A 26,194-nucleotide genomic window follows, 5' to 3' on the forward strand; every position below is an offset into this window, starting at 1 on the left:
GGAAAATAGTAGAGTCTATTGAAGCATTTTGCTCATAATATCGAACCGGCGCGTCACATGAAATCCGGCCTTGCGGTACAGATGCCCTGCCGGGCTTTGTTCGCCCGTCCAGAGGAACCAGGCTCCATGCAGCCCCTGCGCACGCATAAGGGCGAGGCAATCATATAACAGAATTTTCCCAAGGCCCTTCCCTTGCATCGACGGGTCCACGCCAAACGGTCCAAAGCGTTCAGCCACGCCTTCATATCCGTTATGCAGGCAGAATCCCACCAGCTTTCCTTGATCGCGCGCGATCAGGATCTGATCCGTTGTTAATCGCTGCAGCAGTCCCTCGCGAATCGCCCGGCCCCAATCCGGGTTAAACACATCCGTCGCAAAATCGATCAGCTCCACCAAATCGCTGTCCTGAGCCAGCATAAAGGTGAAGCCTTCTTGCTCACGCTGCCGCTTTAATTCCGCAACCTCCGGCGGCATACGAAAATCGACCAGGGAGCGATCCATCGCAACCGCCGTATAATTGCGGGTAAAGCCGCTTGCCGCAAGCCACGCCAAGCCCTCCGGATAGCGCTCGCCATCGATTCCAGGAACGATATAATTCGGGGCATACGAGGAAAAAAAGACTTTGCTGCGTCCATGATCGCGAAGATAGTCTTCGCCGTCCTGCAGCAGCCGCGATGCCACACCCTGTCTCCGAACCGATGGATCGGTATAAAAGAAGGTGATCCACCCGCGATCCGGCTCCAGTTCGGTTCCGATCATCGGCAGCCTCCGGCGTACCGTATACAGGACGCCTACTATACAGCCCTCCTGCTCCGCAATCCGCAGTCCTTGCGGATCAAAGTTCGGATCAAGCAGCACCAAGTTCCGAAAGCGAAGCCGAGTCATGGGATCTCCCGGTAGACAGGCATTCCACAGGGTAGTGATAGCGTCTTCGTCTCCAGGCCGGTAAGCCCTGTAGGCTAAACTCGTCATTGCATATTCCCTCCTTATTGTCGTCATGGTTCAGATTTGCTTGGATTCGCTTCGATTGCCGCGAAACGATGCCGAATCGAACGACGACTCATTCCCATCTCACCATGCCACGGCTCCCGTCAATGCGTTGTGGACTTGGGCCCGCAGCTGGGCCACGCTGCTGCTCCGTCCCCCGTATACGCGGTTTGTCAGCAGTACGACCGCGAGATCCAGCTCGGGATCGATCCACATGCTAGTTCCGGTAAATCCGGTATGTCCGTAACAGCCTGGGCCCATCCAATCACCTGAAGCGTCCATCTTATCCCTTTTCAGTACCCACCCTAGGCCACGGTTGGAGCCAGGAATATGCCCCGTATGGGTGCGAGTAGCCGTAACCGCCGCAGCCCTGGATAAGACGCGGAATTCGCCGCCTCCTGTCTCTGGACTCACCGTTGCGGGGATCGCCCCTTGTGCCAGCCACATTCGGGCGTATTGCAGCAGATCGCCTGCAGTCGCAAACAAGCCGGCATGACCGCATACACCACCCAAGGCCCGTGCCTTCTCGTCATGCACAATTCCGCATAGATGATCCTGGATGGTATCCTCATACTCCGTTGCTGCATAGCGGCCGGCCTGTTCCGGCGCGGGAGTCAGCGTCGCATGACGCATGCCGAGCGGATCCAACACCCGTTCCTTTACTGCCTGCTCTAAAGACATTCCCAGTACCTTCTCAATCATGCAGCCAAGCGCCAAATATCCCAGATCACTGTAATTCACCTCGGTATCCGGCTTGGTCACGAGCGGTGCGGAAAGAACGGCATCCCACATCTGCTCCCTATCCCACCCCTGCGAATGCAGGTTCATGTCCGCCTGGAGCCCGGAGGTATGCGTGAGCAGCTGTCCTACCGTAAGCTCTTCTTTACCGGCCGTTCCGAATGGAGGCAGAATGTGACTTACTTTTGTGCTTAAGGTCAAGGCTCCCTCATCGATCAATTGCAGAATCAACGGGAGTGTAACGACCACCTTCGTTAAAGACGCACAATCGTATAACGTATCCTTGCTGACCCGCACAGGCTGACCCTGCTTCGGTCTGGGGTTGGCATAACCGGCACTATAAAACCACTGCTTGCCTTCATGCATGACACCCAGCACGGCACCCGGCGTCGTACCCGCGGCTATTTCGCGTTCAATGGCGGTGCACGCCGCCTTCACTCCCTTGATTCCCAAGCCCAGCTGCTCTGCACCGGCTTCCGCGCTGCTCGCCATCCCATCTTCCCTCCTTTGCTGCAAGTCCTTAAGTTTGGAATACTAAATAACAGACACATCATTTAAGTCCACAGCGTCTTCGAAAAATGTAAACGTTTCCTAGACCTATTATATGGTCTGTAAAATTTTGTTTCAATATAAATTAAGTATTATAAAATTTAATTTCATCGCATCCCACTTAAATTTTCCTTTTATTTGGATATAATATATTGACACTTGAATACGCTTCCATTTACAATAATGTTGAAATCAAACACTCGCATAATTTAAGGGCCATGCATTCCGTCACCGCACACCCGGTATGGAACAACCCCGGTTTCTCTACAGGAGATTCCGGGGTTTTTTGTTGCCCGATTTAGTATGGGAGGTGATGCAAGCAGCCGATAAGCTAGTAAAACCAGCCTTCTCTATATCAGCTACATAGGAGGAATTACGATGAAAAAGTTTTACAAACTGACAACTGCTCTTGCCCTTAGCTTGTCCCTGGCCTTGAGCCTTCTCGGCCCTGCTCATGCGGCCCCGGATACTTCGGTGTCCAATAAACAAAATTTCAGCACGGATGTCATTTATCAAATCTTTACGGACCGTTTCTCCGACGGCAATGCGGCCAACAACCCGACCGGACTTGCCTTTGACGGTACCTGTACCAATCTGAGGCTGTACTGCGGCGGTGACTGGCAAGGGATCATTAACAAAATCAACGACGGCTACCTGACCGGCATGGGCGTTACCGCTATCTGGATCTCCCAGCCTGTTGAGAACATCTACAGCGTCATCAACTATTCCGGCGTGAACAACACCGCTTATCACGGCTATTGGGCCAGAGATTTCAAGAAAACGAACCCGGCTTACGGCACGATCGCCGATTTCCAGAATCTCATCGCAGCCGCCCATGCCAAGAACATCAAAGTCATCATCGACTTCGCACCGAACCACACCTCACCCGCTTCCTCCGACCAGCCTTCATTCGCGGAGAACGGCAAGCTGTACAACAACGGCACCCTGCTCGGCGGATACACGGGCGATACACAGAATTTGTTTCATCATAACGGAGGCACCGATTTCTCAACAACAGAGAACGGGATTTACAAAAACCTGTACGACCTTGCCGACCTGAATCACAATAACAGCACCGTGGATACCTACCTGAAGGACGCCATCAAAATGTGGCTCGATCTGGGCATTGACGGCATTCGAATGGACGCGGTGAAGCATATGCCATTTGGCTGGCAGAAGAGTTTCATGGCTACCGTCAACAACTACAAACCGGTCTTCACCTTCGGCGAATGGTTCCTCGGCGTGAACGAAGTAAGTGCCGAGAACCATAAGTTCGCCAACGAATCCGGCATGAGCCTGCTGGACTTCCGTTTCGCGCAGAAGGTACGCCAGGTATTCAGGGACAACACCGACAATATGTATGGTCTGAAGTCCATGCTGGAGGGCTCGGCAGCCGATTATGCGCAGGTGGAGGATCAGGTTACGTTCATCGATAACCATGACATGGAACGCTTCCACAATAACAGCGCTAACCGCCGTAAGCTGGAGCAAGCGCTGGCCTTCACGCTCACTTCCCGCGGCGTGCCGGCCATCTATTACGGAACCGAGCAATACATGTCCGGCGGCAACGACCCTGACAACCGGGCAAGAATTCCTTCTTTCTCTACGACGACTACCGCTTACCAAGTAATTAAAAAGCTGGCGCCACTGCGCAAATCCAATCCGGCCATCGCCTATGGAACGACCCAAGAGCGCTGGATCAACAATGATGTGCTGATCTATGAACGCAAATTCGGCAGCAACGTGGCGCTTATCGCTGTAAACCGTAACGTGAATACGCCGGCCTCCATTACGGGATTGGCGACTTCATTGCCTGCCGGCAGCTATTCTGACGTGCTGGGCGGACTTCTGAACGGCAACAGCTTGACCGTTGGCACAGGCGGAGCAGCTTCCAACTTTACGCTCGCTGCGGGCGGTACGGCCGTATGGCAATATACCACGGCTGTGACCTCGCCAACGATCGGGCACGTAGGACCGATGATGGCCAAACCAGGCGCAACCATCACCATTGACGGTCGCGGCTTCGGCGCAACTAAAGGCACGGTATACTTCGGATCAACGGCCGTAACAGGCGCTAACATTACGGCATGGGAGGACACGCAGATCAAAGTGAAGATCCCTGCGGTGGCCGGTGGCATATATAACATCAAAGTCGCCAATAGCGCTGGCACTTCAAGCAATGTACATGACAACTTCGAAGTGCTGACCGGGGATCAAGTCAGCGTCCGGTTTGTGGTGAACAATGCCACTACCGCGCTCGGACAAAACGTGTACCTGGCTGGCAGCGTAAGCGAGCTCGGCAATTGGGATCCTGCCAAAGCCATCGGACCGTTGTACAACCAGGTCATCTACCAATACCCAACCTGGTACTATGACGTCAGCGTACCGGCCGGCAAAACCATTGAATTCAAATTCCTAAAAAAACAAGGCTCGACGGTAACGTGGGAAGGCGGCTCGAACCATACCTTCACGGCTCCAACGAGCGGCACGGCCACCATTAACGTGAACTGGCAGCCGTAAGCCCATAAAAACGCGCTATTCCTTCACCGCTCCTGCAGATGACATCGGCCACCATTAACGTGAACTGGCAGCCGTAGGCCCATAAAAACGCACCATTCCTCTGCTGCTCCGGCTAACGACACAACCACCGTGAATGGGTATAGCCGCCGACCATAAGCCTTTGTCGAAGAGTGCACCTACAACAAAACCAGTTCCGGGACAGTTCCCGGAGCTGGTTTTTATTCATGCAGTTCATAATTCCAGCAGACAGTAGTCTGTTACGCACAAAGTAACCGATTGATCCCTGTCCCTGCACAACATAAAAAGCGATTCCCAAGGGAGAGCGTGGTCAGCAGGCAGTAACTCAACAAGCGCACAGGAAACTCAACGGACCCGCGCTATTTTCCAGCACGCCCGTAACACGCCTCCAACAAAAAGCCGGTGAAGTTGGTTTCCCTTCATCGGCTTTTTTCGTCCCCCCACTAGCGTAAATGGTTTGGTGTTTAGCATGCAGTAGCGAAAGAGGACGAATCGATTCCGGAAAAACGATAGTGGTCGCCTTTGCCCCCGATTTTCTACCGCAGAATTATAATTCCAAGAAAATTGGGGGCAACAGCGATTGGAGGAACGATACGTACTCGCAGCGCCTCACTTCAACGGAGCATGCGGAGTGCTGCATAAGCCACCCACCATTTCACGTAGTAAGAGTAACCATTTACGTCCTAAATATCACCAATGACTTGCGCAAGCCCTCCGACAGCTCCTCCAAGCGTGAAGACAGGGCAACCAGCTTCTCGCTCACCTTGAACTGCTCGGATGACATCGAAGCAACCTCCTCCGTGGCGGCGCTGGTCTCTTGAACGATCGAGCTGGCCTCCGAGATCGAGTCGGTCAGGGTAAGCTGAGAACCGATCAGTACCTCTACCGACCGGGTCGATTCGCGGATCTCGGCTAATAGAACATCCATCTCGTCGCGTACATGATCGAATACGCCCTGGGCTTCCTGTACCGAATGCAGCTGCTCGTCAAAGAGCGGTGATGCCGACGTCAATGCATCAACGGAGCCTTGTACTTCAGAGCGGATATCCTTGATCATCGCGCCTACGGTCTGGATCGATTCCTTGGAACGATCCGCTAAGCTGCGCACTTCATTGGCTACGACCATGAAGCCGCTGCCTGCTGCCCCCGCACGTGCCGCTTCAATCGTCGCGTTAATGGACAGTACGTTGGTTTGATGGGTGATCTCCGACATCAGCTCCAATATTTTGTGAATCGACGCGGTGTTATCCTTCAGCTTCTCCGCATTCTGGACAATGGCCCGGTTCACTTGATTAATCCGCGTGGATTTCTCCACCAGATTGTCCATATGCCGTGCGCCCTTTCCCGTCACCTGAAGCACGCGATCAGCCGCGGCCTCCATCACTTGATTCGAATCCGATACCTTACTCATCTGAACGCCGATGTTCTCAACCAGCTGGTTCTCCCGTTCGGCCTCCATCGCCAGGCTTGCGCTTCCTTGTGCAATCTGTTCCATGGCCGATGCAATTTCACCAGCCGTCAGCGAGGTTCCCTTCGATACTCCCGCCAGTTCCTCCGCCGTGGCCAGCACTTGCTTTGCGGAAGCATTCGTCTGATCAACCAAAGCCGAAATTTGCCCCATCATCCGGTTGAAGCTGTGGCCGAGACGACCAATTTCATCCGCACGCCGGAACTCGGTCCGAACCTTCAGATTCCCCTGCTCTCCCTCTTCCATCAGACGGCACATCTGATTCAGGGGGCGGCCGATGGAACGCAGCATATAATAGCCTAGCAGTATCGCAACCAGAACTGCAGCCACAATAACCCCGAGCGTTACAACCAATAGTTTGTCCGTGGCTTGCACAAAATCGCTAACGGGAGCAAAGCCGACCATATGCCAAGGAGCCGTCTTCAGCGGGGTATACACCACCATCTGCTCGTCGGCGGTGTAATAAATCCCTCCTTCTTCGGCATCTTGAGGAACCGTGATGGCGGACGGCTGCATCAGCTGAGCCGAGTCCATGTCGTGTACGATCCGGTTATCCTCGGCAACGATTCGCATCCGGCCGTTGTTCCCTATTTTTAAATTGGCCAGCACCCCTCCGACCGCCTCTTCCTTGATATCCATCAGCAGGATATACTGCGCATCCGGATTCTTCAGATTTTTCAGCAATCTCCCCATCGACATGGTAGCGGTTTTCTCGTTCTCCATAAAGCCTTGAGCCTCGGTCGGAAACCATACCGGTTCGCCATCGGCCTGTATAATCCGGTCCATCTTCGCCTTCACGCTATCTGCGGAAGACATTCCCGTTAAGCCCGTTGAGTTATAGGAGCTTTGAGCTTGAAGATTGGGTGCAACCAGGCGCATGCCCTGCAGACGTTTATCCGAAGAAGCCATCCCGTTCAATTTCCCCCGGATTCGGTTCTCGGCCTGCTTTTTGTCCCGAATGCCGATACCCGCCGTACTTACCGTAACGAGGTCCTCGCGAAGAACCGTATCCAGCGCCCATTGACGGGAAGCGGCTTCATATTGGGCCAGCAGGAAATCCAGCTTGTCCGCCGCCTGCATCATCTGCCCCGAAGTCGCTTCCGACACCTGATCCATCACCGTGTCTTTGGAGATGAAATACGATAATAACCCGAGCGCCGAAGATAACAGCACGATCGTGGTAAAAAAGATAACAAACAGTTTCATCCCAACCGCTTTGAATTGAAAACGTCTCATCATGTTCATATGTATATGTCCCCCTGCATCGCATGTTTGAAATGCAAAAAGACACAGCTAGCGGTTACCGGCTGTGTCTCTTCGCTGTTCTCTCTATCTATCTGTCTTATGATGAATTCATACGATTAGCTATCCGTACCTTACCCTTTGCTTGCACCAGCCGTCATGCCATCGACCAGCAAACGCTGCAGGAAGACAAACAGCAAGGTGATCGGCAGTGCGATCAGCACGGATGCCGCCGCGAACAACGTAAAGTTACTGTCCTGGGTGGAGTTGACGAGATCCCATAGGCCGACGGCGAGCGTCCAGTTTTCTTTTGTCCGGAGCACGAGTCTCGCAAAGATAAAGTCTACCCATGGACCAACGAACAGCGTCAAGCCCATATACGTGATCATTGGCTTCGACAACGGCAGAATGATTTTGCGGAATATCTGGAAGTTGGTAGCTCCGTCGATCTTCGCCGCTTCATCCAGACTTCGCGGTATCGTATCCAGGAAGCCTTTCATGATCAGGGTTCCGCCTAGCGGCGCCCCTGCCGCATACACGATAATCATCGCCGCATGCGTGTTCAGCAGATCCAGGGAGTTCAGCAGGATATACAGCGCGATCATACTCATGAAGCCCGGGAACATCCCCAGCACGAGAATGACCGATAGCGCATTCTGCCGGCCTTTAAACCGGAATCGGGAGACCGCATAACTTGTTAGCAGGACAAGAATGGTCCCGATAATCATGGAGAATATCGCAATTTTCAACGTGTTCATGTACCATGTGCCAAACAGAAAGCTCTGGGACGTAAACAATTCTTTATAATGACTGAGCGTAAAAGATTCTGGAATCAAGGACTTGCTGTACAACGACTTTCCGGGACGGAAAGAGGCCAGAACAATCCAGAGCGCCGGGTAAATACAACCGATCGCAATGATGACAAGCGTGATGTAACTTGCCGTCAGGCGAATCGCATTTCTCATTTTAATTCCCATTATTGGATCATATCCTCCTCTTTAAAGGATCTGGTTCTGCGATAATTGTAAATCGAGAAGGTCGCAATAATCATGAAGATGATAATACCGATGGCCGATGCCATGCTGTACCGCTGCTGATCCAGCGTCAGTTTATAGAGCCAGGTTACCAGCAGGTCCGTCGCACCCGCGTATTGATAATCACCCACAACCGGGTTACCGTTTGTCAGGAGGAAAATCAAGTTAAAGTTGTTAATGTTACCGGCAAATTGCGTAATCAGCACCGGTGCCGTCGAGAACAAAATCATCGGCAGGGTGATGATCTTGAATTTCTGGAATCCAGTCGCCCCGTCCACATCGGCCGCTTCATAAAGATCCTTCGGAATCGTAGTCAGGACACTCATAACGAGAAGCATGGATACCGGGATACCTACCCACATATTAACGATAATAACGGTCACTTTGGCCCAGACCGGATCGGTCAGCCATGGCAGGCCTTCCAAACCGAAATATCTTAAATACTGGTTGATCGGTCCGAATTGCCCGTTAAACATATTACGCATAACGAGCAAGGAAATCAGCTGCGGAATCGCATATGGAATGATCAGAATGACACGCCATACGCCTTTGAAACGAATTCCTTTTTGTTGAATAAGGAGTGCAACGAGCACACCGCCAAAATACGTCGTTACCGTTGCCAGCACTGCCCAGATGATCGTCCAGGTCAGGACGCCGAAGAACGTATGGCTCCATGATTTCAATGCAACGAGATTGGTGAAGGTTTTGAAACCGACCCAGTCAACCAAATTTGCCGGCGGCAGATTGTTTGGAGCGGAATAGTTCGTAAACGCCAGCATGACCATGAAGATAATCGGCATGACCGTAAAAAACAAAATACCGATGGCCGGCAGCGTCAGGAAAGATTGCGCGAATTTCCATTCAAAAATATAGTAAAGGGTCTGTCTGAAGTTGTTGGGTTTTCCACCCTGTTCCCTTAGTTTTCCAGCGTTATATGCGTTTTTGATATTGGCATAATACCCAATAAGAAAAAGCGCAAACATAATCATGGTGATAAGTCCTTCAATCAGCAGATTGATGGAATGGTCACCTGCTACCATTTGGGTTAATCCTTTGACTTTCTCTAAATGGCTTCCCTGTTCCCCCAAAGTTGTCATTCCCCAGATGGCATCACCCAGGTTGTTGATGAAGTAATACAGACTGAATATACCTACGATAAGTAAAATAACGCCTTTGATCCATTGCCGATTGTAAAGCTGACCCAGACCCATACAGATGGCTGATAATACGGCTGCTGTCGTACGATGTTGACGCATGCTCCCTCCATTCTCCTCTCCATATAATCGAGGAATCACCCGCCGGTTGTTCGGCGGGTGAACTTCTTCATCTATCTCGCATTATATAAGAACGTAATTACTCGCCAGCTCCACCACTGTTGAGATCTTTCACTTGATTTACAGCTTTATCAAGCGTTTCTTTCACGTCTTTGTTGTTATCCCAGATCTCAGCCAGTGCAGCGCCTACAGGAGACCATACGTTAGCCATTTCAGGAACGGATGGCATCGGTTGGGAAGATTTGAACTGCTCTGTAAATGCCGATACATACTCGTCATTCTTGATTTGATCGTCTTCCTGAGCTTCGTTGTTAGTTGGAACCGATCCAACCAGTGCGCTCAGTTTCAATTGAGCTTCCTTGCTTGTTGCAAAGTCAGCGAACAAACGAGCGGCTTGCGGATATTTCGTGAACGAGCTTACGTACCAAGCTTTGATACCGGAGAACGATACAGCAGGCTGGCCGCCGATGGTTGGGATTGGAGCAACGCCAAGCTTGTCGCCAAGCGCTTCTTTGTATCCGCCGAGCTCCCATGGTCCGTTAATGTCCATAGCCAGGTCGCCGCCCGTGAACAATCCGCGTTTGATATCAGGCGTAATGTCGCCGGATTTAACCGGGAGAATTTCTTTCAGGCTTGCATACACTTCCATACTCTTGACTGCGCCTTCGTTGTTGAGGCCGATATCGTTGACATCTGCGCCGCCGTTACCGAAGATGTAGCCGCCATTGGAAGCAAGGAATGGATATGCGAAGTACAGGTTGCCTGTTTCGAACATGATTCCATATTTGTTTTTGGATTTGTCTGTGAAGGTTTTGCTGAACTCAATAACTTCTTCCATCGTTGTTGGAACTTCTTTTACCAGGTCCTTGTTGTAATACATCAGGTATGTTTCAGCAGCGCGCGGGTATCCGTACAGAACACCGTCATAGCTTACGCCTTGGATAGCGGCTTCCGAGTTGCTGCTCTTCGTTTTTTCTTCGAAGTAATCATTTGGCAGAACCAGGTTGGTAGCTACGGCCTTACCCAGGTTATCATGAGGGAACAATACTACGTCAGCGCCCAATCCGGATGGTCCGTCTTGTTGAAGCTTGGTAACTTGGTCGGTTGGGGACAATTCTTCGATGGTTACTTCAACGCCGTATTTCTCGGTAAATTCTTTAGCAACCGCATCGGTGTAGGCTCTTTCGTCTCTACTTTCCCATACGATCAATTTAGCGCCTTCCTCTGGCTTAAGTTCCGGTGCTTCTGTATTTTCGGCCGGCGTCTCCTGGGCTGGTGGATTCTCAGCAGGTGCCTCAGCAGCAGGAGCAGGTGAATTTCCTCCGCACGCTGTAATGGAGAACGCCAACGTGAAGGTTGCAGCTAGCGTAAGTAGTTTCTTCATCTTCATTCCATGATTACCCCTCTCAATAAATGATCAGAAAATGTTGGAAATCTGCGCAAACGATTTCAGAAATTTTCAGCGTCTCTTTTTCTATGTAGCATCTGGCGAGATACTCAGGAAAAATCCCGTTGAGAAAGCGCTTCATTCACTGAAAACATCATACAACATTTATTATCGAATGTAAAAACGTTTGCACAGATCATTTTTACCCGTATTCCCTATAAAATCCCCCATTATCTTCATATTACACTGTATTTCATAAGTTATCATAAAAATATTCATGCATACACCGTGCAATCCTGTCATTTTTCTCTCCAAATCGGACAAGAAGAGGCAAAAAACACTCTAGAGTTGCACAAACGTTTGCACAATAGTTGCGCTTCTTTCTCTCACCGATAGATATACCATGGACACCCTTAAAATTAGACGTTTCCCGGTTAGAAAGTAGCCCCGCCCCATCCTTATCTTTCATATGCGTTAATAAGCTTGATTATTCCGTGACCAGGGGGCCTTAGAATATAATAAACCCTGGTGTTGCTGCACCAGGGTTAAAGAAACTTATTTATCACCAATATGCAAGCGAATGGGCTACAACCAATCTCTTTTTTCAACAAAACGCTTCCCCATTAACAAATATACGATACCTGTAAATAACACGATGAACCACAGGCTATAAGGCTCCACTCTTGGTGCGTAAATCGCTGCTTGCGGCATCATAACATAGTAGGGAATCGTGAATGGAAGCCAGGCTCCAATGGCAGAATGAAAGCCTGTCAGCACGATATTCGGCACCACATATCCCAGAGACATCGCCAGGGAGGCTCCAAAATTCCGGACTCTTATTGAAACGATAAGCTGTAAGGCAGCAAAAGGCAAAACGCCGACCCATCCTCCGATAATTGAGTAGAGCAAAGTCTCCCACGGAATTTCACCAGGCGCTTCAACAAGATAACCCGTTGCCACATAACCGAGCAAAAAAACGACCTGCACAAGCCCCAATATCCCAATGAGCACAATATATTTCGCATAGAAGATCCTATTGCGGGAAACCGGCAGGCTCATGGCTATCTTCCAGCCTCCATCCCGATGCTCATATAAGCATAATAAGGAGGCTACAATCGCGCTGTACAAAGGATAGAAAAACATAGAGTGTAAATTAACGCTGTGGATATAGAGTGTCAACCAGCTGGGCGGGAAAAACTCCTTTAGGCTCTCAAGCTGCATCGCTCCCATCGCTGAGTTAATCAGCGTATCCAATACGATGAGCACCGTGATTACACTCCATTGAAGCTTGATTCCTTCGGCACGTATCAGCATTCTCATAATGGCAGCCCCCCTATTCAAATTCTCTTCTGGCAAACAGGAGAGCTCCCAGCACCGACAGCATGACCCCTACTCCAAGAGAAATTCCGATCCACTGCATATGCCCAGGAATAAGTGGACTGGATAGTGCCGGATACGACCAAGGAAGGATTTGAATGATAAAAGAATTGCTTCGTGCTAAAAACAAGCTGCAAATGGAGCCGAATATCCCCAGAGCCAGCGGTAATGCCTGGTTGGAAAACACCGTGGAAAGCCAGAGCTGAATCGCCATCATCGGCAATGTCGATAAGCAGGCGAACAGAGGCTGCAATATCATGATTCCCCAAGGTATCGGTTCATTCGAATACAGAACCCAAATCAGGCACATCCCCATGATCGTAATGATTGCGGCACATAACTGTAATACAAGGATCCATAAAAGTTTAGCCAGATACACAGACGCTTTGGGAACAGGCATCGCAAGCAGCTGCTTCCATGCCTTGGTTTCGTGCTCGGTACCGGCCATAATGCTGGCTAGAAGCGTAATCCCCAATAAAAAAACGAAAGACAAAAACATGTACATGACCGCAAAGCCGGCATAGATTCCACCTGGACCTTGACGAAAATAAAGATACCACTCCAAGGCCGTCATGCTGATCAGGATTATGCCCTGGATTACAGGCATCCACCGGCATAATAACTTAAGCTTTAATCCTTCTGCACGCATCAGCTCCAGCATCATAAGCTGTTCTCCTGACCGGTTAATTCCAGGAAGATTTCCTCAAGGGTTTTCTTCTTCTCCGTTACCCGGTAGACATCATACTGATGATTGACAAGGAAACGAATCATTTCGGCTGATTGCGGCCTGTCGATCATGGAGGTACGGATCTGACCTGTTGTTATTTCCGGCACCGCATCAAAGCCTTGACCATTCAGAGCTGCTGCTGCTTCCAGGGGCCGGTCCATCTCCACCCAGACATAAGGCTTACTGCGATCCGTTAATTCCTGCAGCGGTCCTTGGAAGATCAATTCCCCTTGATTAATAATTCCTACCCACGTTGCAACCTGCTCGATTTCACTCAGCAAATGGCTTGAAAGCAGTACAGTGATATCAAAATCGCGGGGAAGTCGTGTAATCAGCTCTCGAATTTCTTGAATTCCCGATGGATCAAGTCCATTTGTGGGCTCATCTAGAATCAATAATTTGGGATTTGTAATAAGCGCCATCGCGATCCCAAGCCGCTGCTTCATACCAAGAGAATAACTTTTGACCGGCCGATGAGCCGCCTGGCTCAGTCTCACCCATTCCAGAACCTCCTGAATCCTGGATTCTTGTATTCCATGGATTAACGCCATAATCTTCAGATTCTTATATCCTGATAGGTGAGCATAGTATGAAGGGGATTCTACGAGAGAACCGACATCCTTTAAAATGTCCATTCTGTGCTTGTTCAGATCCTTGCCTAGGATACGAATATCACCTGATGACGAACGGATCAGTCCAAGGAGCATTCGAATGGTTGTTGTTTTACCAGCGCCATTGGGCCCCAGAAATCCATAGATTTCCCGCTTAGGGACCTTCAAATTAATCTGCTTAACCGTTTCCCGCTTCCCGAACCGTCGGGTCAACTCCTGTGTATCGATTGCATAATCGTCCATTATTGATTCCTCCTGCTTGGCATTGCTAATACTTTAAGTTTAGCAACGGAAAATTAACAACAGGTAAACAAGGAATGAACGATAGAATAATTTACAGGCGGACCGGCAACACAATTTCAACACGGGTGCCCTTACCCTCTGCGGGCAGAATGCTCATGCAGCCTGCATGGGCTTCCACAAAGGCATTGGCTATAGCGATTCCTCTACCGGATTGATCCAAAGCCTGTGCTAACTTTGATTTCTCGATCCCGATTCCATTATCCTCAATCACGATGATGCAATGCTTTCCGTCTATAGAGATACTGCACTGAATCTCAATACCGGGCGGATTATGTATAACCGCATTCATGAGTACATTTTGAAAGACTCTGCCTAACAATCTGCTGTCAAAATCGATCATGCACACGCTCTCTGGGTCATTAAACGTAAACGAAGCTTGCTCGGCTAACGGGTGGTTTGCAATATCGATCATCCGATCACGCAGAAAATTCACGATATCATCCTCCCTCTTATTCATAGGGAACTGTTCGACAGACCATCGGCCCGTTTGACTCAAATCGTGGATTAGATGTTTCATTTCCGCTGTCTTGTCACGAATCTGCCTGCTAAAATTCTGCCTTTCTTCATCGGTCCATTGATATTCGGCCGCCGCGAGCATATGAGCATAGCCTTCGACGTAGGACAGTGGCGTCTTGATGTCATGGCTGATCGCAGCGATCCATTCCTGCTTCTTCGCCTCCGCATTTAATCGATCGGTCTCGCTGCGCTGTAATTGATTCGATAATTGACTCATTCGATCAAATAATTCTTTGTATAACACATAAGGATACCGATAATGGTTATGATGTAGTGAGTCATCGGGGCTATTGGAGCTGCTGGGGCTGCTGAAGCCACTGGAGTAACTGTAGCCAACAGAGCCCTCGGTGCTATTGGAGTCACCGTTTTGCTTGCGCAAATGGTCCAGCGGCTGGCTGTAATTCCCCTTCGATAATCGGTTGATCCAACGGATTAAGTAAGTGAGCGGTTTGCCTACGCACCAGCCAAATGCTATAAAAAATAGAATAGTTAGCACAAATCCGATAAGAGTTAAAAAAGTCTTCGTGGATATCATGTTCCGGGAATTCACCATGTCCTGCAAATAGATGAATATAACCGTGCTCACGACAAAACAAAAGACAAATGCCATCACCAAAATAACGGTTAGCTTGATAAAGCGAAAGGCCATCCTGGTCATCGGATTCACTCCTGCTCCTTCCTAGGGGCCAACATTTTGTAGCCAAGTCCTCTTACGTTAACAAGAAACTGAGGATTTCCGGGATCGGGCTCCATCCTTTTTCGCAGTCTGAAGATATGAATGACAACCGTCTTCTCATCTCCAAGGTAGGATTCCTGCCAGACCGATTCGTATAATTGCCTTGTGCTAAAAATGCGGTTTGGATGTCGGCATAAGAATACAAGCAGCTCCCATTCACGTGCCGGGCACTCCACTTGTTTGCCATCCACGATCAGTTCTCCGGCTGCAAGATCCAGCCGAAAATAACCAAAGTCAAGACTAGTCAATCGTGGTTGAACTTCTTGTTTTTGCCGTGTTTTATACTTTAGACGAGCTTTGGTGCGGGCAACGACCTCCAATGGATTGAATGGCTTCGTAATATAATCATCCCCGCCAATGCCAAACCCCATCAGCTTGTCCAAGTCAGCGTCCCGTGCAGTAAGAAAGAGAATCGGCGTTTCGGTTATTTTGCGGATTTTCCGGCACACCTCGAAACCGTCCTCATCCGGGAGCATGACATCCAGTATGATGACGTCCGGATTAAACTCCGATAATATTCTCACCGCTTCCTGCCCCGTGCCCACGCTTCGAATATGCCGAAAGCCTTCCTTCTTCAGCACGCTAGTCAACATATCACATAACCCTTGTTCATCATCCACAAGCAGTACAGACATATTATCCATAGCATTTTTCTCCATTATTTTCATAATTCTACAAACCTTTAACTGTATTATATAACAGAGTCAACTCTCAAGACTCAGAATATCTGTTGAGAGGTACTGGAAAGGAATCGACTCTATCCTTTCTCATTCATCCTATCTATGCAAAGTTAACAATAGGTAAACAGGAACTAAACAAAGCATACATTAATACAAGACCCTCTCACAGTACAGCGCGTATGGACCCATTGGCGGTTTCAGACAGACACATTTATGTTAAAGTTAAGTTAATACAAAATAATCAACTGCTCAAAGATGTCTGATTAGACCTTCGGCCCTGTGAATCCATATATGAGTATAAACAAAAGGAGTCTTCTTCACGAAGACTCCTTTTATAACAATTATATTTTATCAGCCAAGAAATGACTCTAGACAAGCGCCTTCAGCGCGATATCCGTCCGATTAAACTTACCTTCAAACGTAATCGCTTCTGCCCGTTCATAGGCTTTCGCACGTGCGGATGCGATATCTGCCCCTAGTCCGACAACGCCTAGGACACGGCCGCCATTCGTTCTCCACGTTCCATCCGCATCGCGAGAGGTGCCCGCATGAAATACAATCGTCCCCTCCTGTTCGTCTTCCAGGCCATTGATCGCTATCCCTTTCGGATACGATGCAGGATACCCGCCGGAAGCCAGGATGACACATACCGCTGCTTCGTCACTCCACTCCAGTTCTAATTCAGCCAGGTTTCCGTTAACGGCAGCAAGGAATACCTCAAGCAGATCCGTCTTCAAGCGCGGCAATACGACCTGCGTTTCCGGATCGCCAAATCTGGCGTTGAACTCAATGGTCTTCGGTTTTCCGTCCGGCGTAATCATCAATCCGGCGAACAGAACGCCCCGGAACGGACGACCTTCCGCTACCATCGCTTTCGCTGTGGGCTTGATAATCGTCTCAATGGCCTCTTCAATGACAGATGACTGAATATGAGGCAATGGAGAATACGTTCCCATCCCACCTGTATTCGGTCCCAAATCTCCATCATAAGCCGGTTTATGATCCTGTGCCGCCGACATCGGCTTCACGGTTTCACCATCCACAAAGGCGAGGATCGACATTTCCTGGCCTTCCAGGAACTCCTCGATGACCACCCGGCTTCCCGCATCGCCAAACACCTTCGACTGCATGATGTCGCTGAGCGCCTGCTCGGCTTCCTCGATCGTCCGCGCAACGGTAACACCCTTGCCGGCTGCGAGCCCGTCCGCTTTCACGACAATCGGCGCGCCCTGCTGGCGCAAGTAAGCTAGCGCCTTCTCGTAATCGTCGAACTTCGCGTAAGCTGCCGTTGGAATGTCGTATTTATGGAGCAGATCCTTCATAAAGGTTTTGCTGCCCTCAATTTCGGCTGCATTTTTGCGCGGACCGAATACCGGGATGCCTGTAGCGTCGAATGCATCTACGATGCCGTCAGCCAGCGGATCATCCGGACCGACAACAATGAGTCCCACCTGCTTCTCTACGGCGAATGCCGCCAGCTTCTCAAACTCCGATACCGCGATCGGCACGCACTCGGCCAGCTGTCCGATACCGGCGTTGCCGGGTGCGCAGTAAATCTTATCCGCTTTCGGGCTCTTTGCCAGTGCCCATACGATGGCATGCTCTCTTCCGCCGCCTCCGATAACCAAAATATCCATGGTTTACCCCTCCCGATTCATTTCAACTTTACCGTCAACATTTCATAACATGAATGATTTACAGGGCGAAGCGTGAGGTCATCTTCACCTTCTGTTCCCCTTAAACTTAAAGGCGGCGCGCTCGAAAGAGCGGCGTCGCCTCTATATGTTGCTGATTGAAAGGTGATCTTCAGCTGCAGCCTCATGGTTGCAGCGAAGCCCCTTTTTATGCTCATGAATTAGTGTTTAAAATGCCGCACGCCGGTAAAGACCATGGCGATCCCGTATTCGTTGGCTGCCTTGATGGATTCCTCATCCTTAATGGAGCCGCCCGGCTGAATGATGGCGGTAATGCCGGCTTTCGCAGCAAGCTCCACGGTATCTCCCATCGGGAAGAACGCATCGGAAGCGAGAACGGCCCCCTTGGCTTTCTCTCCCGCCTGCTCCACCGCAATGCGTGCCGAGCCGACACGGTTCATTTGGCCTGCGCCAACGCCAACGGTCATGTTGTCTGCAGCCAATACGATCGCATTAGATTTCACGTGCTTGACCACTTTCCAGCCAAAGAGCAGCTGCTTCAGCTCTTCTTCCGTTGGTTTCCGGTCAGTTGCAACTTTCAGATCAGCGGCGTCCAGGGAATGCACATCGCTTTCCTGTACGATCATGCCGCCTTCAATGGAGGTAACGGCAAGCGTGCTCTGACGTTCCTTAGCAGAACCGAACTCGCCCATCTTCAGAAGACGGATATTTTTCTTTTTCGTCAGAATCTCCAGCGCCTCTGGTGTGAAATCCGGTGCCAGGATAATTTCAAGGAAAATATCCTTCAGCAGATCCGCCGTCGGAGCGTCAATTGTCCGGTTCGCCGCCACGATGCCGCCAAAGATGGATGTCGGATCAGCGTTGTAAGCTTTTTGGTAAGCTTCCAGCACATTTGTCCCGATGCCGACGCCGCAAGGGTTCATATGCTTCACGGCCACCACGGTTGGCTCGTCGAATTCCTTCACGATCTGCAGGGCCGCGTTCGCGTCATTGATATTGTTATAGGAGAGCTCTTTGCCGTGCAGCTGCTCCGCGGTCGTCAAAGTACCCGCTGGTGCCAGCGGTTTACGGTAAAATGCCGCTTTTTGATGTGGATTCTCGCCATAACGAAGGTCCTGAATTTTCTCGTAGGTGACGCTAAAGCGCTCAGGAAGCGGATCACCCGTTACATTCGACAAATAGTCGGAAATCAACGTATCGTAGGCCGCCGTATGACGGAATACCTTGGCTGCAAGACGTTTACGGGTTTCCAGCGTCGTGTCGCCGCCGTCACGGATTTCCTCAATCACGCTGCCATAATCCGCCGCATCGACAACCACGCTCACAAAAGCATGGTTTTTCGCAGCCGAACGCAGCATCGTTGGACCGCCAATGTCGATATTTTCGATTGCATCCTCATACTCGACATCCGGCTTCGCGATCGTTTCCTGGAATGGGTACAGGTTCACCACAACCAGATCGATGTAATCGAGGCCCAGCTCCTGCATCTGACGTTGATGCTCCTCGCTGTCGCGAATGGCAAGCAGGCCGCTGTGCACGGCTGGATGAAGGGTTTTGACGCGTCCGTCCAGAATCTCAGGGAATCCGGTCACATCGGAGATGCCGATGACAGGAACTCCTTCCTTGGCGAGGAGGTTCTTCGTTCCCCCTGTCGAAATGATCTCTACACCCAATGAAGACAACTCGCGGCAAAACGCCACGATGCCGGTTTTATCCGAAACGCTGACCAATGCTCTTTTGATACCCACGTTCATACCCCCTATTATGAATGAAATTAACTAAGTAAGCCTGTCTTGATTCCGTAGATGCTGTCGAAGATCCATAATTGCAAATTATTTCCCGAGAAATATCGAACATGTCGATTCACCGAAAGACCTTGTCCCCTTTTATTACAAAAGCCTATTCGGTAATCGTCACATTCCGCCCGTTCAGCGAAATTCGCCCCTGGGCGAACCAGGAAACGACTTCAGAGTATAACTTCTGCTCCACGGCATGAATGCGTTCTGCCAGCACTTCTGCCGTTTCGCCTTCCTTGATCTCTACGGCTTTTTGAGCAATAACAGGTCCGGTATCCATGCCGCCATCCACGAAATGAACCGTGACACCAGTCATCTTCACACCATAGTCGAGCGCTTGGCCAATCGCGTCTTTTCCTGGAAAAGCAGGCAGCAGCGATGGATGAATGTTGATGATCCGGCCGCTATAGAACTCGACAAAGGACGGACTCAATAACCGCATATATCCTGCAAGAACAATCAATTCGACACCGCGCTGCTGAAGCTCTACCGCAATTTCACGTTCGTAATCTTCCTTCGAGGCATAATCCTTCGGCTGAAAGGCGAATACATCCACATTCGCCGCTTGAGCCAGCTCCACCACGGGAGCCTGTGGCTTATCGCATACCAGGATACTGATCACGCCGCCCAGGGCCCCCCTGTGCTGCGTATCTACCAAAGCCTGAAAGTTACTGCCCCTGCCGGAAGCGAAAACCGCAATCCGAAACGGCCTCATTACACCTCAGCTCCCGTAAAGGTTACGATGCGCTCGCCTTCGGTGACTCGGCCGATCACATAAGCCTCTTCGCCTACGGAGCGGAGGTATTGAAGCACTCCGTCTGCATCCTGTTCTTTGACGACAAGCACCATGCCAATTCCCATATTAAATGTCGTAAACATATCCTTGTTCGATATGCTGCCTTTTTCCTGCATCAGCTTAAAGATCGGCAGAATCGGCCAAGAGCCGTATTCGATGTCGACATTGACGCCATCCGGCAGCATACGCGGAATATTCTCGATGAATCCGCCGCCCGTGATATGCGCCATGCCCTTTACTTCGATCTCTTTCAACAGTCCGAGCAGCGGCTTCACATAAATCTTGGTCGGTGCAAGCAGTACGTCGCCAAGACGTCCGCCCAGTTCCGGAAGCTCTTGCTGCAGGGAGTAGCCTGCGTCCTCCAGAAGCAGCTTGCGGACGAGCGAGAAGCCGTTGCTGTGTACGCCGCTGGAGGCTAGACCAATCACCGCGTCGCCTGCCGCGATATTCGACCCGTTGATCATTTTGCTTTTGTCGACAATCCCCACGGTGAAGCCCGCGATGTCATACTCGCCTTCGCTGTACATACCCGGCATCTCCGCCGTTTCCCCGCCGATCAGGGAACAGCCCGCTTGGTTGCATCCGTCGGCGATCCCTTTGACAATGGACTCGATTTTGGACGGAATGACCTTATCACACGCTAAATAGTCGAGAAAAAAGAGCGGTTCTGCGCCTTGCACCACAATATCGTTCACGCACATCGCTACCGCATCAATGCCGATGGTATCATGTTGGTCCATCGCGAATGCGAGCTTCAGCTTTGTGCCGACGCCATCCGTGCCTGAGACGAGTACCGGCTCTTCATATTGGTCTTTATTCAGCTTGAACAGTGCGCCAAAACCACCGAGGTCCGTCATGACTTCCGGCCTGAAAGTCGTTTTGACATGCTTTTTCATCCGCTCTACCGCTTCGTTGCCTGCAGCGATATCCACGCCTGCTTGTTTGTAAGTATCCGACACGCGCTCAACACTCCTTTTTCGTTATGACGAAAGTATCTGTTCACACATCATTTATGGGCTTAATCAATAACCAGCTTAAAGAGGTTGTTCAAACCAACCTTCTCGGTGCTGAAAACCGACCTTTTTGAACCTTCACTTAAAAGATAAAACCGAGAAAAAATGGCTGTCCACTGCAGAATCAGCAGCTGCAGCCCATCTTCTCTTCCCCGTTAAAATCAATCTGCGTCGGGTAATCATTGTCAAAGCAAGCCATGCACAAGCCGCCTTTATGGCTCTGCTCATCATAACCGCCTATGGCGGATATAAGTCCCTCCGGACTCAGGAACGATAGGGAATCGGCGTTGATCTCCCGGCAGATTTCCTCGACGCTTTTCTCGGAAGCGATCAGCTCCCTGCGGTCGGGCGTATCGATGCCGTAGAAGCAAGGGTTCTTGAACGGCGGCGACGTAATCCGCACATGCACTTCGGTCGCGCCCGCTTCGCGAAGCAGATTGACGATCCGGCGGGACGTAGTTCCCCGTACGATGGAGTCATCGATCATAACCACCCGTTTGCCTTCGACCACGCGCCGTACCGCGCTCAGCTTCATCTTCACGCCCTGCTCGCGCAGCTCCTGGCTCGGCTGAATAAACGTCCGGCCCGTATATTTATTCTTGATCAATCCCAGCTCGTAAGGAATGCCCGTTTGCTCGGCATAACCGATAGCAGCCGAGATGCTGGAATCCGGTACGCCTGTAACCACATCGGCATCCACGAACGATTCCAGGGCCATCTTGCTGCCCATCCGTTTGCGGGCCGAATGCAGATTGGAGCCGTTCAGATCGCTGTCAGGACGGGAGAAATAAATATATTCCATCGCGCACAACGCTTTGCGTCCCGCTTCCGTATACCGTTCTTCCCGAAGCCCGTTCCGATCAAGGATCAGCAGTTCCCCAGGAGCGACATCACGGATTGCTTCCGCCCCGATGACTTCAAGTGCACAGGTCTCGGAGGTGAAGATATATGCATCGCCCAGGCGACCCATCGTGAGCGGACGGAGTCCGTTCGGGTCCGAAGCGACGAGCAGCTTGTCATTGGTCATGAGCAGAAAAGCAAACCCGCCCACCAGACGCTGCAAGGCGTCTTTGGCAGCCTCAACAAAATCCTTCGGCGAACGCGCGATCAGATGCGCAATGACCTCCGTATCGCTGGTCGTCTGGAATATGGAGCCCTCCATCTCCAGCTCGCGCCGAAGCTTCGGCTCATTGACGATGTTGCCGTTCGTAGCAATCGCCAGATTGCCCTCACGATATTTAAAGACGAGCGGCTGCGCATTCGTCAGTCTGCTGTCCCCGCTGGTCGAGTAACGGACATGCCCGATCGACATGCTGCCCTGCAGCGATTCCAGCTTGTCTTTATCAAACACTTCTTTTACAAGTCCCATCCCGCGGTGATAATTGAAATTCTCGCCGTCGGCTACGCAGATTCCTGCGCTTTCTTCGCCGCGGTGCTGGAGGGCGTGAAGCCCGTAATAGGAAAGGGAGGCGGCATCGGGATGCCCAAACACCCCGAATACGCCGCACTCTTCTTTTAATGTATCAAAAATATCGCTCTGACCTGTTCCCTCATTGTAGTAATCCCCTGTCCACAGTCCTTCGGGTATCAGTTCATGAGACATGGAATGGCATCCTCCCAGACGGATTTCAAAGCCTCCACGGATTCTTCCAGCGCAGAAGCACCGTTAATGTTAATGCTAAGCTTATTACCGCCGACTACGCCAAGCGCGGTAAATGGAACGTCCGCTTCTTGCAGGAGCTTCTCCAGCGCATTCTTATGATCAGGAGACACCGACAGCACGATCCGGGATTGGCTCTCGCTAAAGAGCGCTATGTCGTTACGCAGATCGGTTGACCATTGCACGCTCGCCCCAACGCTGCCGCTGATGCAGCTCTCCGCCAGCGCGGCTGCAAGTCCGCCCTCCGACACGTCATGTGCGGATTGTACCAGACCTGATTGGATGGCCTTCAGTACGCCGCCCAGCAGTTTCTTCTCGGTATCCAGGTTGAGCTCCGGCGGTCTGCCTTCCGACACCCCGTGAATAATTGCTTGGAACTCGCTGCCTCCCAGTTCGGCAAGGGTATCGCCCAGCACATAGATGACATCGCCTTCCGCCTTGAAGCCTTGCGTCGTAATATGATCCGTATCATGGATCAGGCCAACCATGCCGACAACCGGCGTCGGATAAATCGCGCCTTTGGCATTCTCGTTGTAGAGACTCACATTTCCGCCGATAACCGGCGTTTCAAGCACACGACAAGCTTCCGCCATGCCGTCCACGGCTTTTTCCATCTGCCAGAAAATTTCCGGCTTCTCCGGGCTTCCGAAGTTCAGGTTATCCGTAATCGCCAGCGGCTCGGCGCCGGAGCACACGATATTACGCGCTGCTTCGCTGACCGCGATTCTGCCGCCAAGCTCAGGGTCGAGGTAGACGTAACGTCCGTTACAGTCCGTTGTCATCGCTAGGGCTTTACGCGTTCCCTGCACCGTTACGACAGCAGCATCCGAACCCGGACGAACGGCCGTGCTGGTGCGAACCATATAATCGTATTGATTGTATACCCATGCTTTGCTTGCAAGGCTCGGCGAACCGAGCACCTTCTTGAGGGCACCGCCCAAATCCTTCACTTCTTCATAACGAAGCGTATCCACCGCAGCCTGCTCTTGGTAATAAGTCGGTTCTTGGGATGGTTTGTTATAAATCGGACATTCGTCTACGAGCGCTTTAACCGGCATGTCGCCTACCACCTCACCGTGGTGGATCAGCTTCAGGCGGCCATCGTCCGTCACTTTGCCGACTTTGGCGCAGATAACGCCCCAGCGGTCGAAGATTTCTCGTGCCTGCTCCTCATGCTTCGGCTCAACCACGAACAGCATCCGTTCCTGGGACTCCGACAGCATCATTTCATAAGGCGTCATGCCCTCTTCGCGCTGAGGCACTTGGTCCAGGTACAGCTCAAGACCGTTGCCTGCTTTACTTGCCATTTCCGCACTGGAGCAAGTCAGTCCAGCCGCGCCCATATCCTGAATGCCCAGCACGATGCCGGAATCAATCAGCTCGAGGCAGGACTCCATCACAAGTTTCTCCATGAACGGATCGCCGACCTGAACGGCCGTACGGTTCGCTTCGGATTCCTCCGTCAGCTCAACGGAAGCGAAGGTTGCGCCGTGGATGCCATCGCGGCCAGTTGGAGGCCCGACATAAAAGACCGGATTGCCTACCCCTTTTGCAACGCCGCGCTGAATCTTGTCATGGTCGATAACGCCGACGCACATCGCATTGACCAGCGGATTGCCTTCATAACTTTCGTCGAATACAACCTCGCCGCCCACCGTCGGGATCCCGATGCAGTTGCCGTAACCGGCAATGCCGGACACCACGTGCTCAAACAAATATTTAACGCGATCGCTCTCCAGCTTGCCGAAACGAAGCGAGTTAAGAATCGCTACCGGTCTTGCCCCCATGGAGAAAATATCGCGGATAATGCCGCCAACGCCCGTGGCTGCGCCTTGATAAGGCTCTACAGCGGACGGATGGTTATGGCTTTCGATTTTGAATACAACCGCTTGATTGTCGCCGATATCAACGATCCCGGCGCCCTCGCCCGGTCCCATCAGGACGCGCGGGCCGCTTGTCGGGAAACGACGAAGCAGCGGCTTGGAATTTTTGTAGGCGCAATGCTCGGACCACATGACACTGAATACGCCGATTTCCGTGTAATTCGGCTTGCGTCCCATGAAGGAACAGATCAGCTCATACTCGCTGTCCGAAACTCCCATTTGCTTGTAAATCTGATGCTCTGCGATCTGTTCTGCTGTCGGTTCCTTAACGGACGTTTGCTGCGCCATGAGTATCCCTCCATGCCTGTAATATGGATGTAAACATTGCTTTACCGTCATCCGAGCCGAGCAGGCTGCTGACCGCGCGCTCCGGATGCGGCATCATGCCGATTACGTTGCCCCGCTCATTGCAGATGCCTGCGATATCCTCGATCGAGCCGTTCGGATTGTTTTGATACGTAAATACGATTTGCCGGTTGTCCCGGAGCTTTTGAAGTGTTTCTTCATCACAGTAATAGTTGCCCTCGCCATGCGCGATCGGAATGACAATCTCTTGCCCCTCCACGTAATCTCGCGTAAACGGCGTTGTATTATTGTTCACTTTGAGCACCGTGTCATGACAGCGGAATTTCATCGAATCGTTGCGGCGCAGAGCTCCGGGAAGGAGTCCGGCTTCCGTCAAAATCTGAAATCCGTTGCAGATGCCAAGAATATACTTGCCCTCTTCCGCCGCTTTCGCCACTTCGCTCATAACCGGGGCGAATCGGGAAATCGCACCACACCGGAGATAATCTCCATAAGAGAATCCGCCGGGTACCAAAATGCAATCATATGGAGAAAGGTCCGTAGCCGTATGCCACACATAATCCACCGGCTGACCAATCGTCTCTTCTACCGCCTTATAACAGTCAATATCACAATTGGAACCAGGAAAGACCAGCACTGCAAATCTCATTGGTTTAGCCCTCCAATTCATAACGGTAGTTCTCAACCACCGTATTGGCCAAAAGCTTCTCGCACATTTCTTTTACTCGCAGCTCGGCTTCCTCACGGTTGTCCGTACCCAGCTCAAGTTCCATATATTTACCGATCCGCAGGCTTTCCACTTCCTTGTACCCTATCGAATGAAGTGCACCTTGCACCGCTACCCCTTGAGGGTCCAATACGCTCTGCTTAATCGTGACGTAGACCTTTGCTTTCAACATTGTATCCTGTTCCTCCTCG

The 26,194-nt window shown here is 51.1% G+C and carries 20 protein-coding genes; 1 reads left to right on the plus strand and 19 read right to left on the minus strand.

The window, feature by feature from the left end; all coding sequences use genetic code 11:
- Positions 1–15: 15 nt before the first annotated feature.
- Positions 16–972 (minus strand): GNAT family N-acetyltransferase, encoded by a 957-nt coding sequence (locus tag AK95_RS19440; RefSeq protein WP_071221543.1) that lies wholly within the window; start codon positions 970–972, stop codon positions 16–18.
- Between the two features lie 99 nt (positions 973–1,071).
- Entirely contained in the window at positions 1,072–2,217 is a 1,146-nt protein-coding gene (locus tag AK95_RS19445) for a serine hydrolase domain-containing protein (RefSeq protein WP_071221544.1), read from the minus strand.
- 435 nt (positions 2,218–2,652) lie between these two features.
- Here AK95_RS19445 and AK95_RS19450 point away from each other — a divergent pair, with 435 nt between their 5' ends.
- Positions 2,653–4,794 (plus strand): alpha-amylase family glycosyl hydrolase, encoded by a 2,142-nt coding sequence (locus AK95_RS19450; RefSeq protein ID WP_071221545.1) that lies wholly within the window; start codon positions 2,653–2,655, stop codon positions 4,792–4,794.
- Between the two features lie 694 nt (positions 4,795–5,488).
- Here AK95_RS19450 and AK95_RS19455 read toward each other — a convergent pair.
- The 17 genes from AK95_RS19455 to purS form a co-directional block, all read right to left on the minus strand.
- Entirely contained in the window at positions 5,489–7,525 is a 2,037-nt protein-coding gene (locus tag AK95_RS19455) for a methyl-accepting chemotaxis protein (RefSeq protein WP_071221546.1), read from the minus strand.
- A gap of 131 nt (positions 7,526–7,656) precedes the next feature.
- Positions 7,657–8,499, minus strand: a complete 843-nt coding sequence (locus AK95_RS19460) for a sugar ABC transporter permease (RefSeq protein WP_071221547.1) — start codon at positions 8,497–8,499, stop codon at positions 7,657–7,659.
- Entirely contained in the window at positions 8,499–9,812 is a 1,314-nt protein-coding gene (locus AK95_RS19465; protein WP_071221548.1) for a sugar ABC transporter permease, read from the minus strand. The genes AK95_RS19460 and AK95_RS19465 overlap by 1 nt, the downstream gene beginning before the upstream one ends.
- A gap of 97 nt (positions 9,813–9,909) precedes the next feature.
- Positions 9,910–11,220, minus strand: a complete 1,311-nt coding sequence (locus AK95_RS19470; protein ID WP_071221549.1) for a sugar ABC transporter substrate-binding protein — start codon at positions 11,218–11,220, stop codon at positions 9,910–9,912.
- Between the two features lie 582 nt (positions 11,221–11,802).
- Positions 11,803–12,537, minus strand: a complete 735-nt coding sequence (locus AK95_RS19475) for an ABC transporter permease (RefSeq protein WP_071221550.1) — start codon at positions 12,535–12,537, stop codon at positions 11,803–11,805.
- Between the two features lie 13 nt (positions 12,538–12,550).
- The gene (locus AK95_RS19480; protein WP_071221551.1) at positions 12,551–13,258 is read right to left on the minus strand and encodes an ABC transporter permease; all 708 of its coding nucleotides are present in this window, start codon (positions 13,256–13,258) and stop codon (positions 12,551–12,553) included.
- Positions 13,255–14,175, minus strand: a complete 921-nt coding sequence (locus tag AK95_RS19485; protein WP_071221552.1) for an ABC transporter ATP-binding protein — start codon at positions 14,173–14,175, stop codon at positions 13,255–13,257. Before AK95_RS19485 ends, AK95_RS19480 begins: the two co-directional genes overlap by 4 nt.
- Before the next feature lie 91 nt (positions 14,176–14,266).
- The gene (locus AK95_RS19490; RefSeq protein ID WP_235613158.1) at positions 14,267–15,409 is read right to left on the minus strand and encodes a sensor histidine kinase; all 1,143 of its coding nucleotides are present in this window, start codon (positions 15,407–15,409) and stop codon (positions 14,267–14,269) included.
- Positions 15,410–15,414: 5 nt separating this feature from the next.
- Positions 15,415–16,131 carry a response regulator transcription factor gene (locus AK95_RS19495; protein ID WP_071221554.1) on the minus strand — a complete coding sequence of 239 codons (717 nt, stop codon included), beginning with the start codon at positions 16,129–16,131 and terminating at the stop codon, positions 15,415–15,417.
- Positions 16,132–16,535: 404 nt separating this feature from the next.
- Positions 16,536–17,804 carry a phosphoribosylamine--glycine ligase gene (gene purD / locus AK95_RS19500; protein ID WP_071221555.1) on the minus strand — a complete coding sequence of 423 codons (1,269 nt, stop codon included), beginning with the start codon at positions 17,802–17,804 and terminating at the stop codon, positions 16,536–16,538.
- A gap of 218 nt (positions 17,805–18,022) precedes the next feature.
- On the minus strand, positions 18,023–19,570 hold the full coding sequence (purH, locus tag AK95_RS19505; protein WP_071221556.1) for a bifunctional phosphoribosylaminoimidazolecarboxamide formyltransferase/IMP cyclohydrolase: 1,548 nt from the start codon (positions 19,568–19,570) through the stop codon (positions 18,023–18,025).
- A 151-nt stretch (positions 19,571–19,721) separates the two neighbouring features.
- Positions 19,722–20,333, minus strand: coding sequence for a phosphoribosylglycinamide formyltransferase (gene purN, locus AK95_RS19510; RefSeq protein ID WP_071221557.1), 612 nt, complete (start codon positions 20,331–20,333; stop codon positions 19,722–19,724).
- Positions 20,333–21,373, minus strand: coding sequence for a phosphoribosylformylglycinamidine cyclo-ligase (gene purM, locus AK95_RS19515; protein ID WP_071221558.1), 1,041 nt, complete (start codon positions 21,371–21,373; stop codon positions 20,333–20,335). Before purM ends, purN begins: the two co-directional genes overlap by 1 nt.
- A gap of 178 nt (positions 21,374–21,551) precedes the next feature.
- Positions 21,552–23,030 carry an amidophosphoribosyltransferase gene (purF, locus tag AK95_RS19520; RefSeq protein WP_071221559.1) on the minus strand — a complete coding sequence of 493 codons (1,479 nt, stop codon included), beginning with the start codon at positions 23,028–23,030 and terminating at the stop codon, positions 21,552–21,554.
- Positions 23,015–25,258 (minus strand): phosphoribosylformylglycinamidine synthase subunit PurL, encoded by a 2,244-nt coding sequence (gene purL, locus AK95_RS19525; protein ID WP_071221560.1) that lies wholly within the window; start codon positions 25,256–25,258, stop codon positions 23,015–23,017. Before purL ends, purF begins: the two co-directional genes overlap by 16 nt.
- Entirely contained in the window at positions 25,236–25,925 is a 690-nt protein-coding gene (purQ, locus tag AK95_RS19530; RefSeq protein ID WP_071221561.1) for a phosphoribosylformylglycinamidine synthase subunit PurQ, read from the minus strand. The genes purL and purQ overlap by 23 nt, the downstream gene beginning before the upstream one ends.
- A 4-nt stretch (positions 25,926–25,929) precedes the next feature.
- Entirely contained in the window at positions 25,930–26,175 is a 246-nt protein-coding gene (gene purS / locus AK95_RS19535) for a phosphoribosylformylglycinamidine synthase subunit PurS (protein ID WP_012819094.1), read from the minus strand.
- Between the last annotated feature and the right edge of the window lie 19 nt (positions 26,176–26,194).

Origin of the sequence: Paenibacillus sp. LC231 (genome assembly GCF_001860525.1) — a bacterium.
Taxonomy (GTDB): Bacteria; Bacillota; Bacilli; order Paenibacillales; family Paenibacillaceae; genus Paenibacillus_AQ.